The organism is Vibrio sp. TMPB1044, from assembly GCF_030442075.1.
GTDB classification, from domain to species: Bacteria; Pseudomonadota; Gammaproteobacteria; order Enterobacterales; family Vibrionaceae; genus Vibrio; species Vibrio satsumensis.
Genome location: NZ_JAUJED010000019.1, coordinates 173229 through 194572 on the forward strand (window position 1 = coordinate 173229; position 21344 = coordinate 194572).

Genomic DNA, 21344 nt, shown 5'->3' on the forward strand with positions numbered 1-21344 from the left:
CCCCATTAACTCAAACTTTTGTTTCGTTGTGATTTCATTTTTAAGTCAAGTAGCGGGTTTATTGGCCATAAACTCGCTACTTGTTGCTGTGCTTGGCCACAGAAAGGAGCAGCGATATAAGGTGCTTCGAGTTCGACAATGCTGTTTATTGGATGCTACATATATTGAAGCGAGAGCGGCTACCTCCACCTAACATTTTCACATTCTCTTTGTTGCTAAGTGCCTTCCATGCAGTACTTTCTTCCGCACTAAGGTTTGAAGGTTGGTAATCTAAGTTAGCGTATCTGGATACAACCACTTGTTTATCCATGCCACCAGATAGGCTATCGATTACATTAGTTGTCACTTTTCCATCGGAGTAGGCCATGACCAAAACTTCATCATTTTCTTCAAGCGCTGAGACTAACGTGCTTTGATTGTCTTTGCTGTATTGAACATCACTGTAACCTTGGTCTGAGCCTGTTCGTTTACCTGAAATTGAACGATAAAGAAGGCTCTTTTTACGTTTCTTTAAGGAGCTAAGTGGGGTCTCATTCTGCTTGCTATAAATATTGACCACTTTAATATCGTTTTGAGCAGCGTATTTCAGAATTGAACTTTGGTTTCCGAGTCCTCTGCGTGTCAGCGCTGGCGAGTTTTGCAAGCTTTGAGATAAGCGTTGTTCGGTAGCATCAACGATGACAATCGCAGGTTTGTTACCTTCACTTAACGATTTCTTTAGTGCTTGTCTAACTTCGACATGTGCCATTTTCCCTTCTACAGTATCCCAGTTCGGTGCATGCTGAGGTGTTGCGGATGGTCTTGTTTCAAGCGTATATGGCTTGTAGTCGTAGTGCTCTTTCGGCCAATAGGTGTTTCTTTTTGCTTTTCCCAAATCGTCAGCCAAATGAAATTCACTCACGAGCTTTTCATTTTTTAAATACGCCTTAGGTTTTTCTTGTCCTAGCGCTTTCCATTGGAAGTACATCTCTTCACGAAGGTTGATGATTGACTGCCTGGCACTACTGATTTCCGTAACGGGATCTCGACCGTGTTCAGCATTGTTGTAGTGAGTAATTCCTGTGGTCTGATATTCATAATTTGGAATCACATACTCTGTCGCTTTATTGGTGTCTAGGTGTCGGTGAGACAGAGGCACATTACCTTGAGGGACGGCACCAGAAGAGAAGTCTCTCGCGTGTATGAGTTCATGCGCTAATGCGACGGTTTGATCAAACGGTGTCTCTGTTCCTGGAATATTGACTATCTCCGTGGTGGAGAAGTAAACCGTATTCGAGACCCCCTTACCATTAAATTGTCGCTGCCAAGCAAGCGAGGCCTTTTGTTGATCTTCAAATATAGAGGGTATCGTCTCAAAGAGTCTTCCTGGTCCTTCTGGTTCTCTTATCACAGTGACAATAGTAGCTTTAGACTGATCGACCCCTATCGTGTGTTCAATTAATGGGGCAACACCATCATTCGGCGCATTGACCGGTGTGTAAGTTGCTATTTGTCGTAAGATTTCTCGTCCAGTTTGCGATAGCTGCAGTTTGCGGATCAATACGCTCATATCGGAGAGGTAGGCGTCACTCTTTGTTTGTACATAGAGGTTTCTCGACATGCGATAGAGTTTTCCGTAGGTGTCTGAATTGTAGCCAGCAATGACTTTTACGCCATCCGGAGCATCGTAAAAAAGACCAAATTCTGACCCTTTTCCTGCGTATGCATTTATTGAGTTAACAAGCATTAAAAACCCTGATAGGGCTAGGATAATACTATTTTTCATAAACTGACTCCTCTAACGCTATTTGTAATTCAATCCAATCTTCGAGTTCTACAAGAAGAAAATGGGTGATATGTGGAAGCAGAGTCAGCTCTTCTTGTTTAATGATTCGCCCAAGTTGGTCAATTGCAGACTCAAGGCTTCCTTCGTTCAACGCTATTTTTATGTCCGCTAGCTGGCTCCATAGCGCATGCGAAGCTACATAAGCTACCTGCTGTTCCATTTCATCTTGATACTCATTGGAAAGGTAGTTTAGGTGAGGAGTTGAAAGCGTACTGTTAAACAGCTGATGCTTGCTGTTAGGTGATACATTGAATTCTGACTGCTGATGTTGTGCGATTTGAAGGTAGAGAGAAAGATCGCCTAATAAATATTGAAGTTGGTTGGCATTCGTCGTCTTCATTGCCTCTTCAATGATGCTTTCAATAGCGCTTTGAAAGTTTCGTTCAAAGTGAGCGCTTGGCTGCGACATCACGTCATCGAGTATGTCTGCCATTTTAGGGGCATAAAACCTAAGGTTTGCTGCAGAGTATACACTTGGATACGGTAACGAGTAGTTGAGAGAGCGGATGTAAGACATTGAAATAGCGAGCTTGAATTGAGGTTGAATAAAATGTTTAAAAATTTCATATTGTTTGATTTGATCTAACACTCCGCCGCTCGGTCGCTCTGTTAGCAGTAGTTCATACCAACGGCTAATCTGATGCCAACTTTTACGAACATTTGGATCAGAGCTGTCAATTCCTTTGCTATCTAAGTATTCGCTGAAAGGCGTTTGGTAGCTAAGAATCTCGATGTTCGCTAACTCGGACACTAGCTCTTCAAATAGTTTATTCGATGACTGGCCGGATATATAAGCGCTAGCTGTGTTGATCAGCTGAGTTCTAAATAAGCCTATTGGCCAACCATTAACCACCCTCGATGCAATATGCTGTTCGACATTAAATTCTACTTTTTTTAGCAACAATTCGGATAACTCAGGATCCTTTTTAGGGTGGTAAGTATCGTACAATGGGCCAGAGTCTTTACATGCATCTAGAGAAGCTTGAATACCGCCTGGGGCAATGGAAGGAACACCCCAGCAAGTTCTTGCGGGATGGACTTCTATAGTTGCTGTACTGAGTTGTTCCTCGCTCAGGTAATCGATATCCCACATTTCTTTCGCATACTCTCTCAATCCACTTTGTCTTACTTGAAATTCCAATATACTTCGGTTGATTTTGCTGTGTGTAATGATCGATACCACGTGAGGCTTTGACTTTTCTATGAGCCGTTTAATTATGTTCTCTCTGTGTGTGGATAGTCGGCGCAAAGCAATTTCAACAAGTTCTCTTTTCTTGCTATGTATATTCAAAGCGAGTTCGTTATAGTCGTCTGCGTTCAGTTTATTAATCAGATCATCGATGCGTGCTGGTCCTTCAATGCGAATGCAGCGTTCGAGCTCTGTTAAAGAGTCTTGAGCATTTTGGCATAGCGACTGGTGTAGATTTGAATTAGGGGAAATATGCCCGATTGACTTCAACAGTTCTAAATCAATTCGTGCCATTTGCTTAGAAAGTTGCCTATCGTATGCAGAGGTGAGTCGTCGGTATTCGGTGTCTGCTTCAAGAAGCAGGTGGTCGACGTACATTGAGGCACTGTGTAATACGTGATTGTCGTATTTGTTAAGTAGAGAAATTGCGTCCTCTTTTTTGTGGTGGAAACGAGAAAATTCTGAGGAGTGGTTGGTAAACACGTAATGTGATTGGTTTTCAAATTCGGTGATTTTTTCTTTGGCTGCGAAGTACTTAATGTCATTCGATAATAGGTTTAGCTCATCACCAACTAGAGGAACTAAGGAAAAGATAGAGGCCGCTTTATCGAGCCGAGTTGAGGATTCCTGAGAGAATGTTTGGACCATGTTGTCGACCCAAAAGCCGACTGCGACTGCATCTCCGATTGGTCCTAATACTTCCAACGTCGAAGAACCAGCCTGACCTAGTCGGTTTATTAGGCTTTCTTGGCTTAACGAGCTTTCGAATGTCTGCGGGACATTAGCTAACGCTTTCTCTGTTTGTGGCCATGCTGATGCGAAAGATTGCGCGTGCGCACTGAGTTCAAGTTCGCCTAACGCAGTACCAAAATCTGGCTCTGCATAAAGCTCATTTTGAGACCATAAAGCGGCCCGATTATTGTTTATTGTGTGTAGTGATTGTGTATCTTGAACTCCGTCACTTAAGCAAAGTGCGGCTGATAAAGGACTATATACGATAGCTGTGAGCCACCATAGATCGTTTTTTTTGGTCATATTCAAATACTAGTTTTTTTATCGCGGTTAGGTGGATAGCACTTTTCGATTAGCTTTTTACTGACAAAAAGGAGATCAGTGTGGGCATAAGTGGCGAATAGGTGCTTTGGCTTTCTTTGGGTTTGTCATCAACAAAAAAGCTCATCACCAGTGTGATGAGCTTAGATAGGGGGAAATGTGAGCTTGTTTATCGCTGTATAGGGTTAATCATAAGTTGAGCATCTTCATATCCCAGCTGCGCGAGGGTTTCAGAATCAAAGTCAGTTACCACCTGAACATCGCCGACATAGTAGATTTTATGATTGTTCAGTGCGGTCATCGCATCGAATGAGTCGACAGAGTGTTCTTCACCGATATCGATTAGGCCTGAATATTGAGATTCAGCACTGAATTGACCTGATACGTGAGTGTAGAACGGACGCAAACTTGCTCCTGCTGCATATTGCATGCTGCTCAATCCATTAGTGTTGATAGCCCAGCTCCAATCCCACCATTTCATCTCACCAGGAATATAACGGTGATCCCATTGATAGCGTATGTTCGCTTGTTCTTCGCTATTAGTCCCCATGGTGAAGGTGTGTGAGATTGTTGGTCGGTTTGTTGGGTGTGAACTTAGTGCATTGCCGCTAAAGCGAAGGAAGCCAGTAAAGTTAACGTCATAACTCATGTTGGCTTTTATGCGGTAAGGGTAAGAGATGGTCGATCGTAAGAACTCGACTTGAAAGGGTAGTACTGAATTCGCGGGAACCGTAATGATAGCTTGCAGTTCACTCGATTCAGAATGAGAGCCATTATTGCTCTCAGAGAAGCGTTGGCCTTTCTCTAGCAACACTCTTACGTCCGTTTTTCCGACTTGTGGCCAACTAAAGTTATCAGAAATGATCACCGAATCAGCAAGGTCAAAGCTATTGTTTTTTTGCCAACGAGTTGATTGTTCAAACTGAAGGTCAACGATGATCTGCTTAGGCTCATTACTTTCGTTTATTGCGTAGGCAGAAACGGTTTTGATTAGCTCTTGGTTTGGTTCTGTGATTAAACCATGCCAAAATGCGTTGCCATCGAGCGTGTAAGAGAAGTTGTCGATTGTGATTTTTGTTTTTTCGTCACAGCGATCACCGGTGCAGCTTCTATCGCTATTCCCTTTAATCTCCCAACCATTGTTAAGCGGTTTTATTGCCATATCTTGACCGACATAACGCCCGTTGTCGCCTCCAACCCAAGCGTAACCCAGGTTATGGGCCAAGTAACTCAGTGGTCTGATAAAGTTCGTGTTGTCGCTGACTAACGCGCGTTGAACATCAAGGTTATTGTTCGTTTCGATGGCTTGCGCTTCGTAGTAAGGGAGGCCTGCGTCTGGGGTATTGGGGTAACACCAGGTATTGTCGCTTGGTTGTCCTTGTTTGATGAGCCCGTGGTAGCCAGACCCCATAATCCCCCAGTCATTTTGAAGGCCTGCTATGTCCCACACGTTCATGCGAGAGATTAGCGCTGTTTTGTGTTCTTGTGCTTCGGTATGAGTAAGTGGGCGATAGTCCGAGCGACAAACATCTTCCCCAAGCTTGTCTAAGACAATTTGGTCTGAGTATATTTTTGAATGAGCCGTCAAAGGTATTAATGATAGGGCAGTGCTAAATAGCATGGTTTTACTGACGTTGAGCATGAATAAATTCCTAGGTGCCAATATTTGGCTATTATTTTTAGATGCGATTTATATGTGTTTTTATAAGTATTTTTAGCCGAGGGTCTCTAGCGGGGTGTACTCTGTCATATAAAACAAAGCCAAAAGTACTGAAATGAATTGAAAATAAATACTCATAAATATCAGAGGCTTGTACTGATCAACTTGTCGTTTGATAAAGACTTATCTTGATTGATTTCAATTACTTTCAACCATCCAATTAATGGGCGGTTAATTGTTGAACGTTTGTGTTTCTGTAACTTCGTTATCTAGGGCATGGGTTTGGAAAAATAAGTCAGCAAGATTGATTAGAAAGATATATTGTTGACTGGGTGGTGAGTAAGAACGTAAGCCAGAATAAGAAATGATGTTGTGATAGGTAGGATCAAAAAATGCAGCGAACAACCTTTCGATTGTTGCTGCATTTTTGTTTGTATCGCTCGAATTAACTTGATTGAACGCGATTAAGCATCCCCAGGCTTTTCCCGTTTGCTGTTCCAGCCCATAAAATTATAGATGTTGTATCGAGCAAAGCCGACTTGTTCGTGCAGAGCAAAGTCTGTTACCGCAAAGTTGTACCACAGTGGCAGCCATGAGATTTGAGCCGCCATGTAATCAGCTCTAACCGGAATCACGTCCAACCCGAAGTGGTTGAAATAGAGTTCACTACGGCGAATGTGCAGGCCAGATGAAACCAGCACAATGTTGTCGAATTTATGATGCTTCATCAGGTCGCTGGTCAGCTGTGCATTTTTCCACGTGTTCACGCTGTTCGGTTCTTGAATTATGTCGGCCATTGGGACGCCAAGCCTAAGCAGTTGCTGTTGATAAACTTCAGCCTCTGTAACGCCGTTATTCTGAGCATCACCACCACTGATGATCACTTTGCATGTGGTTTGCGCTTTTGCACAATCTTTATATTGGCTTGCGGTTTCGCTGATTCGACCAAAAGAGAAAAAGGCTGGCTCGAACTCTTGCGTGCTTTTAATTAACTGCGTGCCTGCGCCTAGAAGAACAATGGCGTTATTGTCAGACCATTGGATATCAGGCTTATTTTCATAATTCGCTTGTAGGTCGTCTAATAAATAACGAGGGATCAAACCTGAGCCAATCAACACAAATGACGATATAAGAACAAGAGATAAAAACAGAGAGGTTTTTCGCCACTGAAGTAAACGTGTAAAGCCTACGAATAGCAGAAGAAGTAATAATATAATAAAGCTCATGAGGATCCCGTTGTCGAACTGATGCCAAGGTGGTGTAGCATGTTGAAGCGTTGCATCATATATCAATCATGATGATTCTTCATAGCTAACTCATTGTATTATTGAACAAATGCACGATTTCTCTCTATTAGCGATTAATGTTCGCGATAGTAGTAACTAAAATGCTTCATTATTGTTCGATTAATCCCTCTTAAAATATAGGCATATAAATCAGGAGGATTATTTAAATCTTATTTTGTGTCATTTAAACCTTATTTCGTGTTATTTAGTTTATTTGTTTATCAACTTCTCATCTTTTAAATTCATCAACTCAACTCAACTCAACTCAACTCAACTCAACTCAACTCAACTCAACTCAAGCTATCAAAGTAATTCTGAGAAAACTTGATGAACATTTTATTCAACATCAAGGGCAGGTGCTTGGGGCGGTTGGTATCAGTGGGTTGAGTGAAGGGGGCGATGGAGCATTAGCTGAGAAAGTGATTCGATTAGTGCTTTAAGCTCTACTGTTCAGAAAGTGGCTCTGACATAAGACAGAAAATAAAAAACCGATGCATGAACATCGGTTTTTTTGTTGGTCGAGCTGTTTGATTCAGAATTAAGCGTTCGCTTGTTCCAGATCTTGTTGCTTGTCTTTCTTACCTAATAGGCGACTTGTAATAGTACCGGCTGTCATTGCACCAGATACGTTAAGCGCCGTACGAGCCATATCGATAAGTGGTTCGATAGAGATAAGCAGTGCTGCAATCGTTACAGGAAGGCCCATAGCTGGAAGTACGATAAGTGCTGCGAACGTTGCACCGCCACCCACACCTGCGATACCGAAAGAGCTTACTGTGATAATTGCAATCAGAGACAGAATGAAGTTGATGTCCATAGGGTCGATGCCAACTGTAGGTGCAACCATAACTGCTAGCATTGCAGGGTAGATACCCGCACAACCGTTTTGACCAATTGTTGCGCCAAAAGATGCAGATAGGTTAGCAATTGCTGGTGGCACGTTTAGCTTCGTGATTTGAGCTTCAACGTTCAGTGGAATCGTTGCTGCAGAACTACGCGAAGTGAAAGCGAACGTTAGAACAGGCCAGATTTTTTGGAAGTACTCTTTCGGGTTTACACCAACAAAAGAAACCAACATACCGTGAACAACGAACATCAATAGAATTGCTACGTAAGAAGCGACGATGAAACCTAGTAGGCTTAAGATGTCAGAAGCGCTTGATGTTGCTACTACTTTCGCCATTAATGCTGCGATGCCGTATGGCGTTAGTGCCATGATCATCTTAACTAAGCGCATCACGATAGATTGAGCCGCTTCAACGAACGTACGAATTGGAGATTCTAGCTCTTCTTTCTCTGCCATTACTTTACGTGCAGCAATACCCGTTAGCACACCAAAGATAACAACCGCGATGATAGACGTAGAGCGAGCGCCCGTTAGGTCTGCAAATGGGTTGGTTGGAATGAAGCTAACCAGCATTTGAGGAATCGTTAAGTCAGAAACAGTACCAATGCGGCTTTCTAGCGTTGCGATACGTGCTGTTTCACGAGCACCTTCTGTCAAACCTTCAGCAGATAGGCCGAATGCTTGAGTCACAACAATACCGACAATCGCAGAAATCGCTGTGGTTGCGAGCAACACAGAGATTGTGATGCCAGAGATTTTGCCCAGTGAGCCGCCTTTTTCAAGCTTCACTACTGCAGCAATCATTGAAACCAATACTAATGGCATGATCACCATTTTCAGTAGGCCAACGTAACCACGACCAACAATGTTTACCCAGTCTAGCGTTTCTTTAATAACAGGGTTGCCTTCACCAAATAGCAGCTGAAGACCTAGGCCGAAAGCACTACCAAAAACTAAACCTAATAGAACTAAGCGCGATAACGTGTTTTCTTTTTTCTGCTGTCCGTAGAGAAAGAAGAGGATACCAGTGAATACCGCTAAGGCAGCGATAGCTGAAAATGACATTTGTTTTCCTTATGAATTTCTTTAAATCGATAGGGCGCTTAGATATATGGGCGCAAATACTGTTAGCTACAGTAGCGACCTGTAACAAAACGTAAAATAAGGAAAAGTAATTAAATAGAACGATAGGTAATATCCACTGAATAGAATGAGTGGATATCCAACATTGTGGTGAATAGATGAGCTTTTTAGCGATATTTTGCCAATAAATTGAGCATGTCACTTGACGAGTAAATTTCTATATTTTGGAAATTATTTTCGAATAATCGGAACAACATTGCTTTGGCTACGTCTTCCGACTGAATAGGGCGTAGGTTTTTGAACTTACCAAACATAAATGGAGACAGCAGAGGAAAGACACTTTGCAGGAGTTTTTCATCGGCTCTTGGTTCATCACGTTCACCAACCAGCGGCCCCGGACGTGCGATGAAAAGCTGCTTGAAGCCAATACGTTTTAAGTTTTGCTCCATTTGCCCTTTGCAACGAAGGTAGTGTGAATAAGAATCTGGTGAAGCGCCATAGCTCGAAACAACGGCAACGCGTTGTACCCCAAGAAACTTCATCGACTGTGCAACTTGGCTAACCAATTCAACATCGACTTTGCGAAGTGCTTCTTTTGATCCTGCCTTTTTCTTAGTCGTACCTAAGCAGATAACGCCAAGTTTAGGTGTCGCATTCGTATCATCCCAACTGGTGACTTGCAGGTCATTATGAATGAGTGTGTGGAGTTTATTGGAGTGAAACTGTGCATGGAGTGATCTTCGTGATAACGCATAGATATTGTCGACCGCGGGCTCATCAATGAGCTGCCTCATTACATGATGACCAATTAGCCCTGTTGCACCAGCCACTACGACCGATGTTTTGTCTCCGGAAATGCTCATTCGAATTCCTTATTCATTCCACAAGTGCTTGTTTAATATAAACAGTGTTTGAATTTTAAGCGAATGAAAGTTTGTTAAACGAGTGGTCAGTAGTGTGCGGGGAGTCAGCGATTTATGGAAAAAGAGATGATTTAACTTGGCCTGCAATATAAATGCGGTGTGATACATGAGTAGGGTATTAAACATAACAAAGCCCGCTGGGCGACGGGCTTGTTATTTACTTTGTTGCTTACTAGGTAAAGGAGAGTGGGATTTTCCTTACCTTCTTGCTAGTTTTCTTACCTGATTTATTTGGTTTTCTTTTGCTTGAATTCGGAATCATTACACCTCCTAAATCACTTTTCTGAACTTTGTTGCTTTCAACCGGTTGTGTTGCTTGGTGTTGCATTTTGTAGCTAATAGTGTGGGTGTTCACTGTATGGATACTTATCAATGGAGAGATCAACAAGTACTTTAAATAAAGCATAAACGGTGCCAAAACATAAGTTATTGATTTTTAGCTTTGGTGGTGTTCGATACGAAACCCTGTTGTGTTTTTTGATTCTCAATTTGAGAAAAAGTGCTCTTGAACTGATTAAATTAAGAACACTCTCTGCGATTTCGGTTGATTAGGCATAGATACAGCATTGCTTAACACGTAAACTGAGTCGTAATTCACATAGACCAAGGACGTGCTATGAACCTCAAGCTTGATACTCTCGCTCCCACTCAGATCTATCACCTGATGACACAAACCGTTGTTCCTCGCCCGATAGCGTGGGCATTGACGGAATCTTCTGACCAAGAGTACAACCTAGCGCCTTTCTCTTATTTCACGCCTGTTTCCAGCAACCCGCCGCTACTGATGCTATCGGTTGGGAAAAAGCCATCGGGCGAAATCAAAGATACCACCCGTAATGCCCTTGAAACGGGTAAATTGGTCATTCATATCGCGTCAGCCAGTTCTGCCGAGGTGATGACGGCGACAGCAGCCACGCTCGATCATGGTGAGTCTGAAGTAACCGCGAATAATATCGAGTTGGTTGAATTTGAAGGCTTTTCTTTACCTAGAGTGAAGGAGTGTGCTGTGGCGTTTGGTTGCACATTGTATGAAGTTAAAGAAGTCGGTGAAGTACCGCAAAGTCTCATCTTTGCTCAAGTTGAAACCGTGTACATTTCCGAAGATGTGATCGATAAAGAGAGTGAGCGCTTGAAGGTTGATGCACTAGCACTGGATCCTTTATCTCGACTTGGTGGGGGGGAATACGCGACGCTTTCCAATGTGTTCTCTGTCGCACGCCCTAAGTAATAATCCCTAAGTAGTAGCTCCTAAATCAACGTACCCAGAATAAGCGTTTTTAAAAACTATGTTAGATACCCAATACTCGCAGTACATCCAACACCGAATTGACCAAAAAACCAAACCGCTCGGTGCGCTTGGCTTACTAGAAAAAGTCGCACATAAACTGGCATTGATTCAGAGCCAAGGCAAAGAAACTGCGGTTGAGCACATCGAATTGAATAAGCCAAGTATCATCATATTTGCTGGCGACCATGGCATAGCCGATGAAGGTGTGAGTATTGCTCCAAGTGCCGTGACACAACAGATGGTGCTGAACTTCTTAAACGGCGGCGCGGCGATAAATTGCTTCTGTGCGGTGAGTGATATCGATATCACGGTAGTCGACACGGGGATATTGTTGCCTGTGGAATCAGACAGTGGCATGTTGATCTCTCAGCGTTTAGGTACACGAACCAATAACTTTGCCAATGAAGCGGCAATGAGCCTCGAAACGGTTGAGCGTGGGATTGAACTGGGTACAGAACTTATTTCTAGAACCATTTCAAATGGAACCAATATCATCATGTTTGGTGAAATGGGCATCGGAAATACCAGCAGCGCATCTGCGATCTTAAGTGCGTTAGCGAATCGGTCTGCAGATGAGTGTGTTGGCCTAGGCACTGGCATCAACAATGAACAGCTTGCACGTAAAGTGGCTGTGGTTGAGCAAGGTGTTGCTCGTTGCAAAGGTTTAGCTGCGAAAGAAGTTAAAGATATTAAAGAGGTACTAGCACAAGTCGGTGGCTATGAAATCGTTCAAATGGTCGGTGGTTTCCTTGGTGCTTACCAGAACAAAACGCCAGTATTAGTCGATGGCTTTATCGTGTCGGTTGCAGCTTATGTTGCGACCTTAATTGAACCGAACTGCCGTGACTATATGATCTTTGCACATCGCTCTGAAGAGTCTGGTCACAAGATTTTGCTAGAGCTGCTCGACGCTGAACCGTTGCTTGATCTTGGATTGAGGTTAGGCGAGGGCACGGGTGCTGCTTTAGCCATGCCAATTGTTCGTGCGGCTGCAGAGTTTTATAACAATATGGCGAGCTTCGAAAGTGCTGGAGTCACGGTTTAATGAGTGATGTACCAGAAAGATCGTTGAAAGATCGAGTCACTTATCAGTGGGAGCTGTTTGCGCTGGCGATGGGTTTCTTTTCTCGCTTGCCAATGCCAAAGAACACGTCCTATTCATCAGAGCGAATGAATCGTTCGGGTCGCTACTTTTCAATGGTTGGTTTGTTACTTGGTGTGTTGTGTGGCGGTGTGTTCTTGTTGCTCGATGCCATACTGCCGAGTGCAGTCGCCATCTTTTTGATGATGAGCTTTAGCTTAATGCTCACCGGTGCTTTCCATGAAGACGGGTTGACCGACATGGCGGATGGCATTGGTGGTGGAATGACGCTCGAACGCCGTTTGACCATCATGAAAGATAGCCGTATCGGCACATATGGCGCGTCTGCGCTTATCATGGCTTTGCTTGGTAAGTGGATTCTTTTGAATGAACTGGTCACCATGACTGCTCTGTTTATGGTTATCGTTACCAGTTATACCTTTAGTCGCGCGATTGCTGCATCGCTGATTTACGACATGCCTTACGTTAGCGATCTGGATACAAGTAAGAGTAAGCCTCTAGCCAATAAACAAACCAAGGGCGAACTTGTCTTCCTTATGTTGGTTGGTCTGTTACCAAGTTTGTGGTTTGGGTTGGCGTTTACGTGTGTTTTAGTTGTGATTGCTTACCTGTTTAGAGTGGGCTTCAAAAAGTGGTTAATCGCACGTATTGGTGGCTTTACTGGCGACTGCTTGGGGGCAGCTCAACAGTTGATTGAGTTGCTGACTTACCTTGTATTCATTACTGCATTTTACAATGGCTTTCTATAACGGCTTCCTATGACGAACACGAATCAAATTAATCAAACAAAGCAGCGAAACTGCCATCTGATATTAGGCGGGGCTCGTTCTGGCAAGTCGAGTTTTGCAGAGCAACAAGCATTATGTGCGCTTGAAGCATGTTCAAATGGACGCCTCAACTATATTGCGACAGCCACTTATTTGGACGACGAAATGCGAGAACGAATCGCCCATCATAAAGAGCGTCGCGGTAAACAGTGGATTGAGCATGAAGTGCCTGTCGAATTGGCTACGAAACTGCAGTCGTTTAATCAAGATGATGTAGTACTGATTGACTGCCTAACACTCTGGCTGAACAACATCATCTTTGAACTGGGCGATGACACAACCAATGAACAGGTTGAAGCCGTTGTGGAACTATTGGTGCAAAGCGTCGAGCAAAGCCCTGCGCAAATTATCATGGTCTCTAACGAAGTCGGTTTAGGTGTTGTGCCATTGGGTAAAGTGTCGCGCTTGTTTGTGGACAATGCAGGGAGAATGAACCAAGCGCTAGCTTGCGTCGTTGAACGCGTCACACTGGTCGCTGCCGGATTGCCGCTGCACTTAAAACCATCTAATCACTTGCTTGATACTCAAGGCTAGGTCGCACTCATGGTCAATGGAACAACCAAAAATATCTATTTACTGAGACATGGCAAGGTTGAAGGAAAAGCTGCACTCAATGGTTTATCTGATGTGTTGGTTAACCCAAACCTTCAACAACAGATTTGTGATGCGTTGGCTGAGCATGATATCGCTTTCGATGGTGTTATTACCTCACCATTAAGACGATGCAGTGACCTGGCAACCCTGTATGCAGAGCGCATGTCGGTGCCTTTGTCAGTCGCTCCTGATTTCCAAGAAATGAATTTCGGTGAAGTTGATGGTGTCCCATTTGATGAACTTGAAGACAAGTGGGCGATGTTAGACACTTTTTGGCAAGATCCCGCAAATCATCAACTGACTGGTGCGGAAAGTTTACAGAGCTTCCATAACAGAGTAACTCAAGCTTGGTCGCAACTTTTGAACAATCCAAGTGACAATCTATTGTTGGTTACTCATGGTGGCGTTATTCGAATGTTATTGGCGCATTGCCTTGATATTGATTGGAAAAATCCGAGCTTGTACTCGAAGTTATCGATAGAGAATGCATCAATAACCCATATTCAAGTCACTCAGTTTGCACAGAGCTTTATCAGCGTTAAATCGATAGGGTTGCCTATTCTCTGAGTGTTAAAAATACACAGTTTTAAGAATTAACAATCTATTAGAACTGTAAATAGAAATATAAATAGAAGTATAAAGCGGTGTTCACAGCCGCTATACCTGATTGGTATTACTACCTACGTGAAAGGAATTTAGTCATGACAACACCAAGTTGGGATCTAAGCATTGCTTATAGCGATCTTAATGATGCAAAAATCGAACAGGACATTGAACTCATTCAGCAGTGCATTGAGCTGTTGAACCTACACGTTGAAAAGCGTCACATTATTCTAGCGATGCAAAACGCGATTCAGACTTCTGAAGCGGCTGGCACGCTACTAAGCACGATCAACACCTTCGCTAACTGCCACGCATCGGTAGACGCGACGCACACAGAAGCCAAAGCACTGCTTGGTCGAGTTGCCAAATTGAACTCTGAAATGTCTCAAGCATTTAGTCCTTACGAAGACACACTAATTCATGCAGAACCAGAGTTTATTGATGCAGTATTAGAGCATGAGAGTGCGGACGTAGCAGGGCAACGTTTTGCGATTGAAAGTTCTCGTAAGTTATCAAGCAGCCGACTCAGTGTTGCTGAAGAGCAGTTGTTAGCGGCTATGAAGGTTGATGGCCGTGATGGGTGGGGGCGTTTATACGACAACCTAACCGGTTCTTTAAAGCTGTCACTAAAGCTGGACGGTGAAGAGGAAGCTCTGGGCTTTTCTCAAGCGGCGAGCTTGTTGTATGGCAGCGAATTCGACAAACAAGAACCGGCATGGCGTGCCGTTCAAGGCGCAATGAAGACGCATCAAGAGTCGTTTGCTTCGATCCTAAATGCATTGGCTGGGTGGCGACTGACAGAAAACAAAAAGCGCTCGAAAATTAGCGATGTGCATTTCCTTGATCCAAGCCTACACGGCAGTCGCATTGTGCCTGAAACGTTAGACACCATGATGTCTGTCGCTAAAGCTAATCGTGAGGTTGGGCAAAAAGCGGGTCTATTAATGGCAAAGGTTCACGGGCTCGATGAAATGAAGCCTTGGAACCATTTAGCAGCGATGCCACCACTCGGTGACAGCGAATCTAAGGTTTATCCATTTGATGAAGCGATCGAAGTGATTAAAACCGCCTTCGCTGAAGTAAATCCAGAGATGGCTGATTTCGTCGCATTAATGGTTGAGAACGGTTGGATTGATGCCGCTCCAGCAGCCAATAAACGTCTAGGTGCGTACTGCACTAAATTTGCTGCGACACGCACCCCGCTTGTGTTCATGACATGGAGTGGTAGCCGCTCTGACTTAATGACACTGGCACACGAGTTGGGCCACGCATTCCACAACTGGGTAATGAAAGACATGCCGTTGTGTCAAACTCGCTACCCAATGACACTAGCAGAAACCGCTTCAATCTTCGCTGAAAACATCGTTCGTGACCACTTGTTACAACAAGCACAAACACGTAATGAGAAACTTGAAATGCTGTGGGAAGAGCTTTCTTCTTCTTTGGCACTAATGGTGAATATTCCCGTTCGCTTCGAATTTGAAAAAGCCTTCTACGAGCAGCGTGAAAAAGGCGAGCTCACGGCTCAGCAGCTGTGTGACCTGATGGAAACCACTTGGAAAGAGTGGTACGGCGAGGCAATGACAGAAGCTGACCCTTACTTCTGGGCGAGCAAGCTGCACTTCAGCATCTCTCAAGTGAGCTTTTATAACTATCCATACCTGTTCGGTTATCTGTTCAGTAAAGGTGTTTACGCTCAGCGCGATGCGAAAGGTGAGCAGTTCTACAGCGATTACGTTTCGTTGCTTCGTGATACGGGCAGCATGATGGCGGAAGAAGTCGTTCAAAAGCACTTAGGAATGGACCTGACTCAAGTTGATTTTTGGCAACAAAGCATCGACATGGTCAAAGTTCAAATCGATGAATTTGAAAGATTGCTCGATCAGGAAGATTAATTGATCTCAATCTGTTCATGGCAGGTAAGAGCTGTGTTAGCTTACGTGGCTCTTATCTTGCTGACATGACTTGAGAAAAGCTGAGACAGCCAAAAGTTGCTTTAAATAGAGAAAGTTATTTGGAACAGATGTCGGTTAGTAAAGTCAGCAGGTAATATAAAAATATATGGGTAGTATTTGTGAGTGATAACGGAGTTTCTATTGATAAGTGCGATCCTAGCAACACAATTTCTATGTACAATTTATTAACATACGGCCGTGCAATTAAGGAGTAGCGCATGACGAAGACCCTCTTTCGCCAATCATTTCTTTTTGACAGCCTAGATCTTGAGCAAGAAGTGGTTGCAGGACAGACCGTACTGACTAACGGTGTTCAAATTAAGCTTCATCAACGCGGTGTATTGGAAGTGATTCCCGCGGAGTATAATTCCGAAACCAAGAACATCATATTTTCAACCGGTGTTCATGGCGACGAAACCTCACCAATGGAGCTGATTGATAAGCTCATTGAGGATATTGAAACTGGCTTCCAAGTGGTGACAGCAAGATGTTTGTTCATCATCGCACACCCTGAAGCGACCAACGCGCATACTCGTTTTCTTGATGTGAATATGAATCGTCTGTTTGATGATAAGCAGCACGAGAGTAATCGAGAAGTGGATATCGCGAAGAATCTAAAGTACTTGGTTACGGAGTTTTACAAAGAAACGGTACCTGCCACTCGCTGGCATTTAGACCTGCACTGTGCAATCCGTTTATCTAAGCATTACTCTTTTGCCGTGAGCCCTAAGGTTCGCCACGAAGTACGTAGCAAGGCCTTGTTCGATTTTATCAACAGTGCGCACGTTGAAGCTGTGTTGTTGTCGAATGCGCCAACGAGCACCTTCAGCTGGTACAGCGCTGAAAACTTTGAAGCGCAAGCACTGACAATGGAGTTAGGGCAGGTAGCAAGAATTGGTGAGAACCAGCTTGATAAGCTTACTGCTTTCGATTTGGCGATGCGCAATCTGATTGCTGAAATAGAACCAGAGCATTTACCAAAGAAAACCATTACTTATCGCGTAAGCCGAACCATAGTTCGTTTGCACGATGACTTTGATTTCATGTTCTCTGATGCCGTTGAGAACTTTACGGCGTTCAAACACGGTGAAGTGTTCGGTCATGATGGTGATAAGCCATTAATGGCGAAGAATGAAAACGAAGCCGTCGTGTTCCCGAATCGAAACGTTGCTATCGGTCAACGAGCTGCCTTAATGGTGTGCGAAGTTGAAACTCGATTCGACCATGGTCAGTTGGTGTACGATTAATACCTAGGCGTTGTTTTGTTTGTTCAAAACAGCCTCTCAACTGGTTGAAATATCAAGGTTCACATTACGGTGTGAGCCTTGAGTTTATTTGGGGATACAGGTAAGGTTACGCGAACATTTTCAAAGTAGCTTGATATGGATTTCCAACAACTTCTTCACCAAAAACAGCGCAAATGGACCCGAGCCATTTATCTGATGGCAGCACTGCTTGTCGCGCTGAGTGCGATTTACCTAATGGTTGGCGATCTTTTCATTTCACCTCTGGGCACATTGTCCACGTTAGAACAAAAACTACTGATTGATTTACGCTTACCTCGATTATTAGCAGCGATTGCTATCGGGGCTGGGTTAGCCGTATCTGGCGCAAGCTTACAAGTCTTATTGGGTAACGTATTAGCAGAACCTGGTGTGCTTGGCATTTCTGGTGGCGCAAGCTTGGCGATGGTGATTGTACTGTTCTTCTTGCCGTTTGCTCCGACTCCAGAACTGTTCATGATTGCCGCCGTTTTAGGTTCGCTCTGTTTCACCGTGATTCTGGTGAGCATGGTAAAAACGATGCGACTCACCACGGCTAAATTACTGCTGGTGGGGGTAGCGTTAGGCATTCTTTCTGGCGCGATGGTGACATGGGCGTTCTATTTTAGTGATGACCTCAGTCTACGTTTATTGATGTACTGGCTGATGGGCAGCTTGGGTGGCGTCACTTGGTATCAACACTCGCTCACGTTAGTCATGATTCCCGTGATTATTTGGCTGTGCCTGCAAGGTAGCAAGTTGGATAAGTTGATGATTGGCGAGACTCATGCTGCGCAACTGGGTGTGAACGTGCCTAAACTGCGTTGGCGCTTAATCTTCGCTGTGTCTATTTTAGTCGGTTGCGCGGTGGCATTAGGCGGCGTAATCAGCTTTGTTGGCTTGGTTGTGCCACACTTATTGCGTTTAGCGATTGGTACCGATAACCGATACCTTCTTCCTTTATCTGCCGTTGCTGGCGCTGCATTGTTGGTGTTTGCTGATATTTGCGCGCGTACATTACTCGATTCTGCAGAACTGCCTTTGGGTGTGATGACCACAAGTATCGGTGCACCTATCTTCATTTGGATGTTAATTAAAAATCATGATTCAAATTAAGAGCCTGAGCGTCGGCGCTCGTTTATTACCCCTATCATTTGAGCTCAAGCAAGGGCAGGTGACTCACGTTATCGGCCCGAATGGCAGCGGTAAAAGTACCTTACTCGAATCGATATCTGGCATTAGTGATGGTTACAAAGGCGATATAAAGATCGACGGGCAGGATTTGTCGGAACTGTCTCTACAAGATTTATCACTGCATCGTGCTTATCTTTGTCAAAGTGCAAGACCTGCTTTCAACTTAGAAGTGTTCCAATATCTCGCGCTCTCATTACCAAGTTCATCACACGGCCTTGATACTGAAATCAACGCAGCTTTGGAAGAGATAAGCCAGATGTTGGACATCACAGACAAACTTCATCGCTCAATTCAGACACTGTCTGGTGGTGAATGGCAACGCGTCCGTTTGGCGGGAATGTGCTTGCAAATTTGGCCGACGCTTAATCCTTACGCAAAGCTATTGATCCTCGATGAACCCGCAGCTCCGCTGGATATTGCTCAAGAAGCCTTATTGTACAAGCTTATTGAACGAGTGGCGGAGAAGGGTATTACCGTGATCATGGCCAACCACGACCTGAATCGCACCTTAAGACACGCCGACCAGGTGTTGCTGCTCGATAAAGGCGTACTTCAAGCATCAGGTACAGCTGATCAAGTGCTTACTCCAGAACAACTAGAATCGGTGTTCAATACCGAAGTCAAAAGTATCTCAGTCGATAATCAAACCTATCTGCTGTTTGGTTAGAGAGGGCTTTTGGCTAGAAAGAGTATTTGCTAAAAAGGTCATCTGGTTCAGCTGATTATTGGGTTAAAGACGAGCTAGTAAAGGGATCAAATATGTTTAGATACATCCAAAGACGAAGAATCAAAAAGGTGATTAAGCTGCTATCTGCAAAGATGGTAAAGAGCTACGGAAGCCGTGACTTCTTCTCTATCGGACAAGTCGAAACGAGTTCTAAAGAGCTGAGCAACCGCCAACAACAAATTGCATTGGCGTTGTTTGCTGATCCACAGAATCTCGATGCTGAGCTGGCATCCACCATTCAATTGTTGAGAAATGATGTATCTAACGATTTCTTTGGTGGTGAAGGCTACAACGCACGCGACGTTCTAAACCTTTTAGGTGGCAGAGGCTGGAAGGGCGGTCGCATGGACGATGACATGTCACACCGTATGGGCATGAATAGCCGCTATTAAAGCCTGATACCACTTATTTCTTCCGGTATTGTTCTCGTTAAAATCGTTATTTTAACGAGAAGCTCCTTTTCATCCATTCTCTATTCGTTAAAACCCATCTATTAAACAAGCCTAAAATCCTTTTAACAACCAGTAACTGCTTTATTTCTTTTCTGGGCAAACCTCATGTTTTTCAGTTAGATAAACCTCCTTCCAGTTCATGCACATCTGCGATTTATCTAGGTGGTGAAGTTGTTCTCTACACCAACTAACTTTCATAAACTGTTACGGCGTCGGTCTAGTTAGGACTTAGTCAATACTCATATAAATGTAAATGGCACTACAATGATGTAGTGCTATTTTTTAGGCTTAGTTTGTCGTCACTTGGCGTAAAATGGTAAGCCTTAAATCAAGTGTCTGAGTAGAATTATCTCAAACGAAACAAGTGAACTAGGAGTGGTTCTAGTCACTGTATCTTATTCGAATGGATGCTTTGAAACTCCGAAAGAGGAATGACTTATGTACGAACTAACACTACTTCTAAGCCTAATGATCGGTGGTGCGGATAGCACTGCTGAAATGGATATCAATACCCAATTTACGACTCTTGAAGAGTGTAACCAAGAAGGTGCAGCGTTAGCTAAGAAGTTAAATGCAACAGACCTTAAAGTCATTCAAGTTCAATGTGAGCGTGATTAACCAGAACAGAATTAGTTAGATCATGATGAACCAAAGCTAACTAACACCATAGATTTGTCGGTGTGGGCACACCCGAGGTGCCCATATCGAATTACCTCCAGTTTAACTAACCTTGATTCCTCAAATGTACTTCTTCAGATCATCCACATACATTCCCCACATCAGCCCCAATAAAAACAATTTCATCTAACCTATTGTTAATTATTTACTATTTGATAGTGTGTCTAGGTGCACATTAAGGATGTGTTTCATATTTAGCGAAGAAATATTAGGAGTTGCGATGAGTATTATAGTGAGACGGTCTGAACCGTCAGATGCAAAGGGAATCAAAGAAGTTTACGAATGCACTAATGCTTATACCGGTACGCTGCAACTCCCAAATCCGTCTCTTGAAAGCTGGCAAAAACGAATCTCTAATATTCCCGACAACGTGTACTCGTATGTCGCGATGATCGACGATGAGATTGTTGGCAACTTGGGAATGGAAGTGTGTGTAAACCCGAGAAGGCGTCATGTTGCTTCATTTGGTATGGGTGTTAAAGACGATGCATTAGGCAAAGGTGTCGGTAGCCAACTGCTCGCAACAGCAATCGACTTGTGTGATAACTGGATTAACATCAAGCGAATGGAGTTAACGGTGTATACCGATAACGAAAGAGCGATCAGCCTGTATAAGAAATTTGGTTTTGTCATTGAAGGGGAGTCTGCTGGGTTTGCCTTTAGAAATGGCGAATATGTGGCGGCTTACCACATGGCGCGACTGGTATAGCATTTAGCTACAATTAACACACTTAGAATTAACTGACAGATAATAAAACGCCACGTTATTTAAACGTGGCGTTTGCTATTTTAGTCC

The 21344-nt window shown here is 43.7% G+C and carries 18 protein-coding genes and 1 pseudogene; 13 read left to right on the plus strand and 6 right to left on the minus strand.

Features of this window, described 5'->3' with window-relative positions; genetic code table 11:
- Window positions 1-145: 145 nt before the first annotated feature.
- The 4 genes from QQ041_RS12715 to QQ041_RS12730 form a co-directional block, all read right to left on the minus strand.
- Window positions 146-1765: a M91 family zinc metallopeptidase gene (locus QQ041_RS12715; RefSeq protein ID WP_285954100.1), complete on the minus strand. Its 1620-nt coding sequence runs from the start codon at window positions 1763-1765 to the stop codon at window positions 146-148.
- Complete coding sequence (locus tag QQ041_RS12720; protein ID WP_285954101.1) at window positions 1755-4049, minus strand: hypothetical protein; 2295 nt, start codon at window positions 4047-4049, stop codon at window positions 1755-1757. The genes QQ041_RS12715 and QQ041_RS12720 overlap by 11 nt, the downstream gene beginning before the upstream one ends.
- Window positions 4050-4236: 187 nt before the next feature.
- Entirely contained in the window at window positions 4237-5709 is a 1473-nt protein-coding gene (locus QQ041_RS12725; protein ID WP_285954102.1) for an aerolysin family beta-barrel pore-forming toxin, read from the minus strand.
- A gap of 482 nt (window positions 5710-6191) precedes the next feature.
- On the minus strand, window positions 6192-6953 hold the full coding sequence (locus tag QQ041_RS12730) for a YdcF family protein (protein WP_285954103.1): 762 nt from the start codon (window positions 6951-6953) through the stop codon (window positions 6192-6194).
- A gap of 398 nt (window positions 6954-7351) precedes the next feature.
- Between QQ041_RS12730 and QQ041_RS12735 the strand changes: the two are divergent.
- Window positions 7352-7453, plus strand: a pseudogene (locus QQ041_RS12735) (heme-binding protein); the annotation flags it as partial.
- Between the two features lie 98 nt (window positions 7454-7551).
- On the opposite strand, the gene QQ041_RS12740 reads toward QQ041_RS12735, so the two are convergent.
- Window positions 7552-8925, minus strand: a complete 1374-nt coding sequence (locus QQ041_RS12740; protein WP_285954104.1) for an L-cystine transporter — start codon at window positions 8923-8925, stop codon at window positions 7552-7554.
- Between the two features lie 185 nt (window positions 8926-9110).
- The gene (locus QQ041_RS12745; protein ID WP_285954105.1) at window positions 9111-9806 is read right to left on the minus strand and encodes an NAD(P)H-binding protein; all 696 of its coding nucleotides are present in this window, start codon (window positions 9804-9806) and stop codon (window positions 9111-9113) included.
- A gap of 676 nt (window positions 9807-10482) precedes the next feature.
- Here QQ041_RS12745 and QQ041_RS12750 point away from each other — a divergent pair.
- The 12 genes from QQ041_RS12750 to QQ041_RS12805 all read left to right on the plus strand — a co-directional run bounded on the left by QQ041_RS12750 (window position 10483) and on the right by QQ041_RS12805 (window position 21257).
- Window positions 10483-11094, plus strand: coding sequence for a flavin reductase family protein (locus QQ041_RS12750; RefSeq protein WP_285954106.1), 612 nt, complete (start codon window positions 10483-10485; stop codon window positions 11092-11094).
- 58 nt (window positions 11095-11152) lie between these two features.
- Window positions 11153-12199: a nicotinate-nucleotide--dimethylbenzimidazole phosphoribosyltransferase gene (gene cobT, locus QQ041_RS12755; protein ID WP_285954107.1), complete on the plus strand. Its 1047-nt coding sequence runs from the start codon at window positions 11153-11155 to the stop codon at window positions 12197-12199.
- On the plus strand, window positions 12199-13005 hold the full coding sequence (locus tag QQ041_RS12760) for an adenosylcobinamide-GDP ribazoletransferase (protein WP_285954108.1): 807 nt from the start codon (window positions 12199-12201) through the stop codon (window positions 13003-13005). The genes cobT and QQ041_RS12760 overlap by 1 nt, the downstream gene beginning before the upstream one ends.
- 9 nt (window positions 13006-13014) lie before the next feature.
- Complete coding sequence (gene cobU / locus QQ041_RS12765; RefSeq protein WP_285954109.1) at window positions 13015-13617, plus strand: bifunctional adenosylcobinamide kinase/adenosylcobinamide-phosphate guanylyltransferase; 603 nt, start codon at window positions 13015-13017, stop codon at window positions 13615-13617.
- Window positions 13618-13626: 9 nt separating this feature from the next.
- Window positions 13627-14244, plus strand: coding sequence for an alpha-ribazole phosphatase family protein (gene cobC / locus QQ041_RS12770; RefSeq protein WP_285954110.1), 618 nt, complete (start codon window positions 13627-13629; stop codon window positions 14242-14244).
- 134 nt (window positions 14245-14378) lie between these two features.
- Entirely contained in the window at window positions 14379-16175 is a 1797-nt protein-coding gene (locus tag QQ041_RS12775; RefSeq protein WP_285954111.1) for a M3 family oligoendopeptidase, read from the plus strand.
- Window positions 16176-16453: 278 nt separating this feature from the next.
- Window positions 16454-17482, plus strand: coding sequence for a succinylglutamate desuccinylase (locus QQ041_RS12780; RefSeq protein WP_285954112.1), 1029 nt, complete (start codon window positions 16454-16456; stop codon window positions 17480-17482).
- 135 nt (window positions 17483-17617) lie between these two features.
- Window positions 17618-18613, plus strand: coding sequence for a vitamin B12 ABC transporter permease BtuC (btuC, locus tag QQ041_RS12785; protein WP_019824084.1), 996 nt, complete (start codon window positions 17618-17620; stop codon window positions 18611-18613).
- The gene (btuD, locus tag QQ041_RS12790) at window positions 18600-19358 is read left to right on the plus strand and encodes a vitamin B12 ABC transporter ATP-binding protein BtuD (protein ID WP_285954113.1); all 759 of its coding nucleotides are present in this window, start codon (window positions 18600-18602) and stop codon (window positions 19356-19358) included. Before btuC ends, btuD begins: the two co-directional genes overlap by 14 nt.
- Before the next feature lie 92 nt (window positions 19359-19450).
- Entirely contained in the window at window positions 19451-19810 is a 360-nt protein-coding gene (locus QQ041_RS12795) for a DUF6559 family protein (protein WP_285954114.1), read from the plus strand.
- Window positions 19811-20308: 498 nt separating this feature from the next.
- Window positions 20309-20488 carry a hypothetical protein gene (locus tag QQ041_RS12800; RefSeq protein WP_285954115.1) on the plus strand — a complete coding sequence of 60 codons (180 nt, stop codon included), beginning with the start codon at window positions 20309-20311 and terminating at the stop codon, window positions 20486-20488.
- Window positions 20489-20768: 280 nt separating this feature from the next.
- A complete protein-coding gene (locus QQ041_RS12805) occupies window positions 20769-21257 on the plus strand; it encodes a GNAT family N-acetyltransferase (RefSeq protein ID WP_285954116.1) in 489 nt (162 codons plus the stop codon).
- The last annotated feature ends 87 nt before the right edge of the window (window positions 21258-21344 follow it).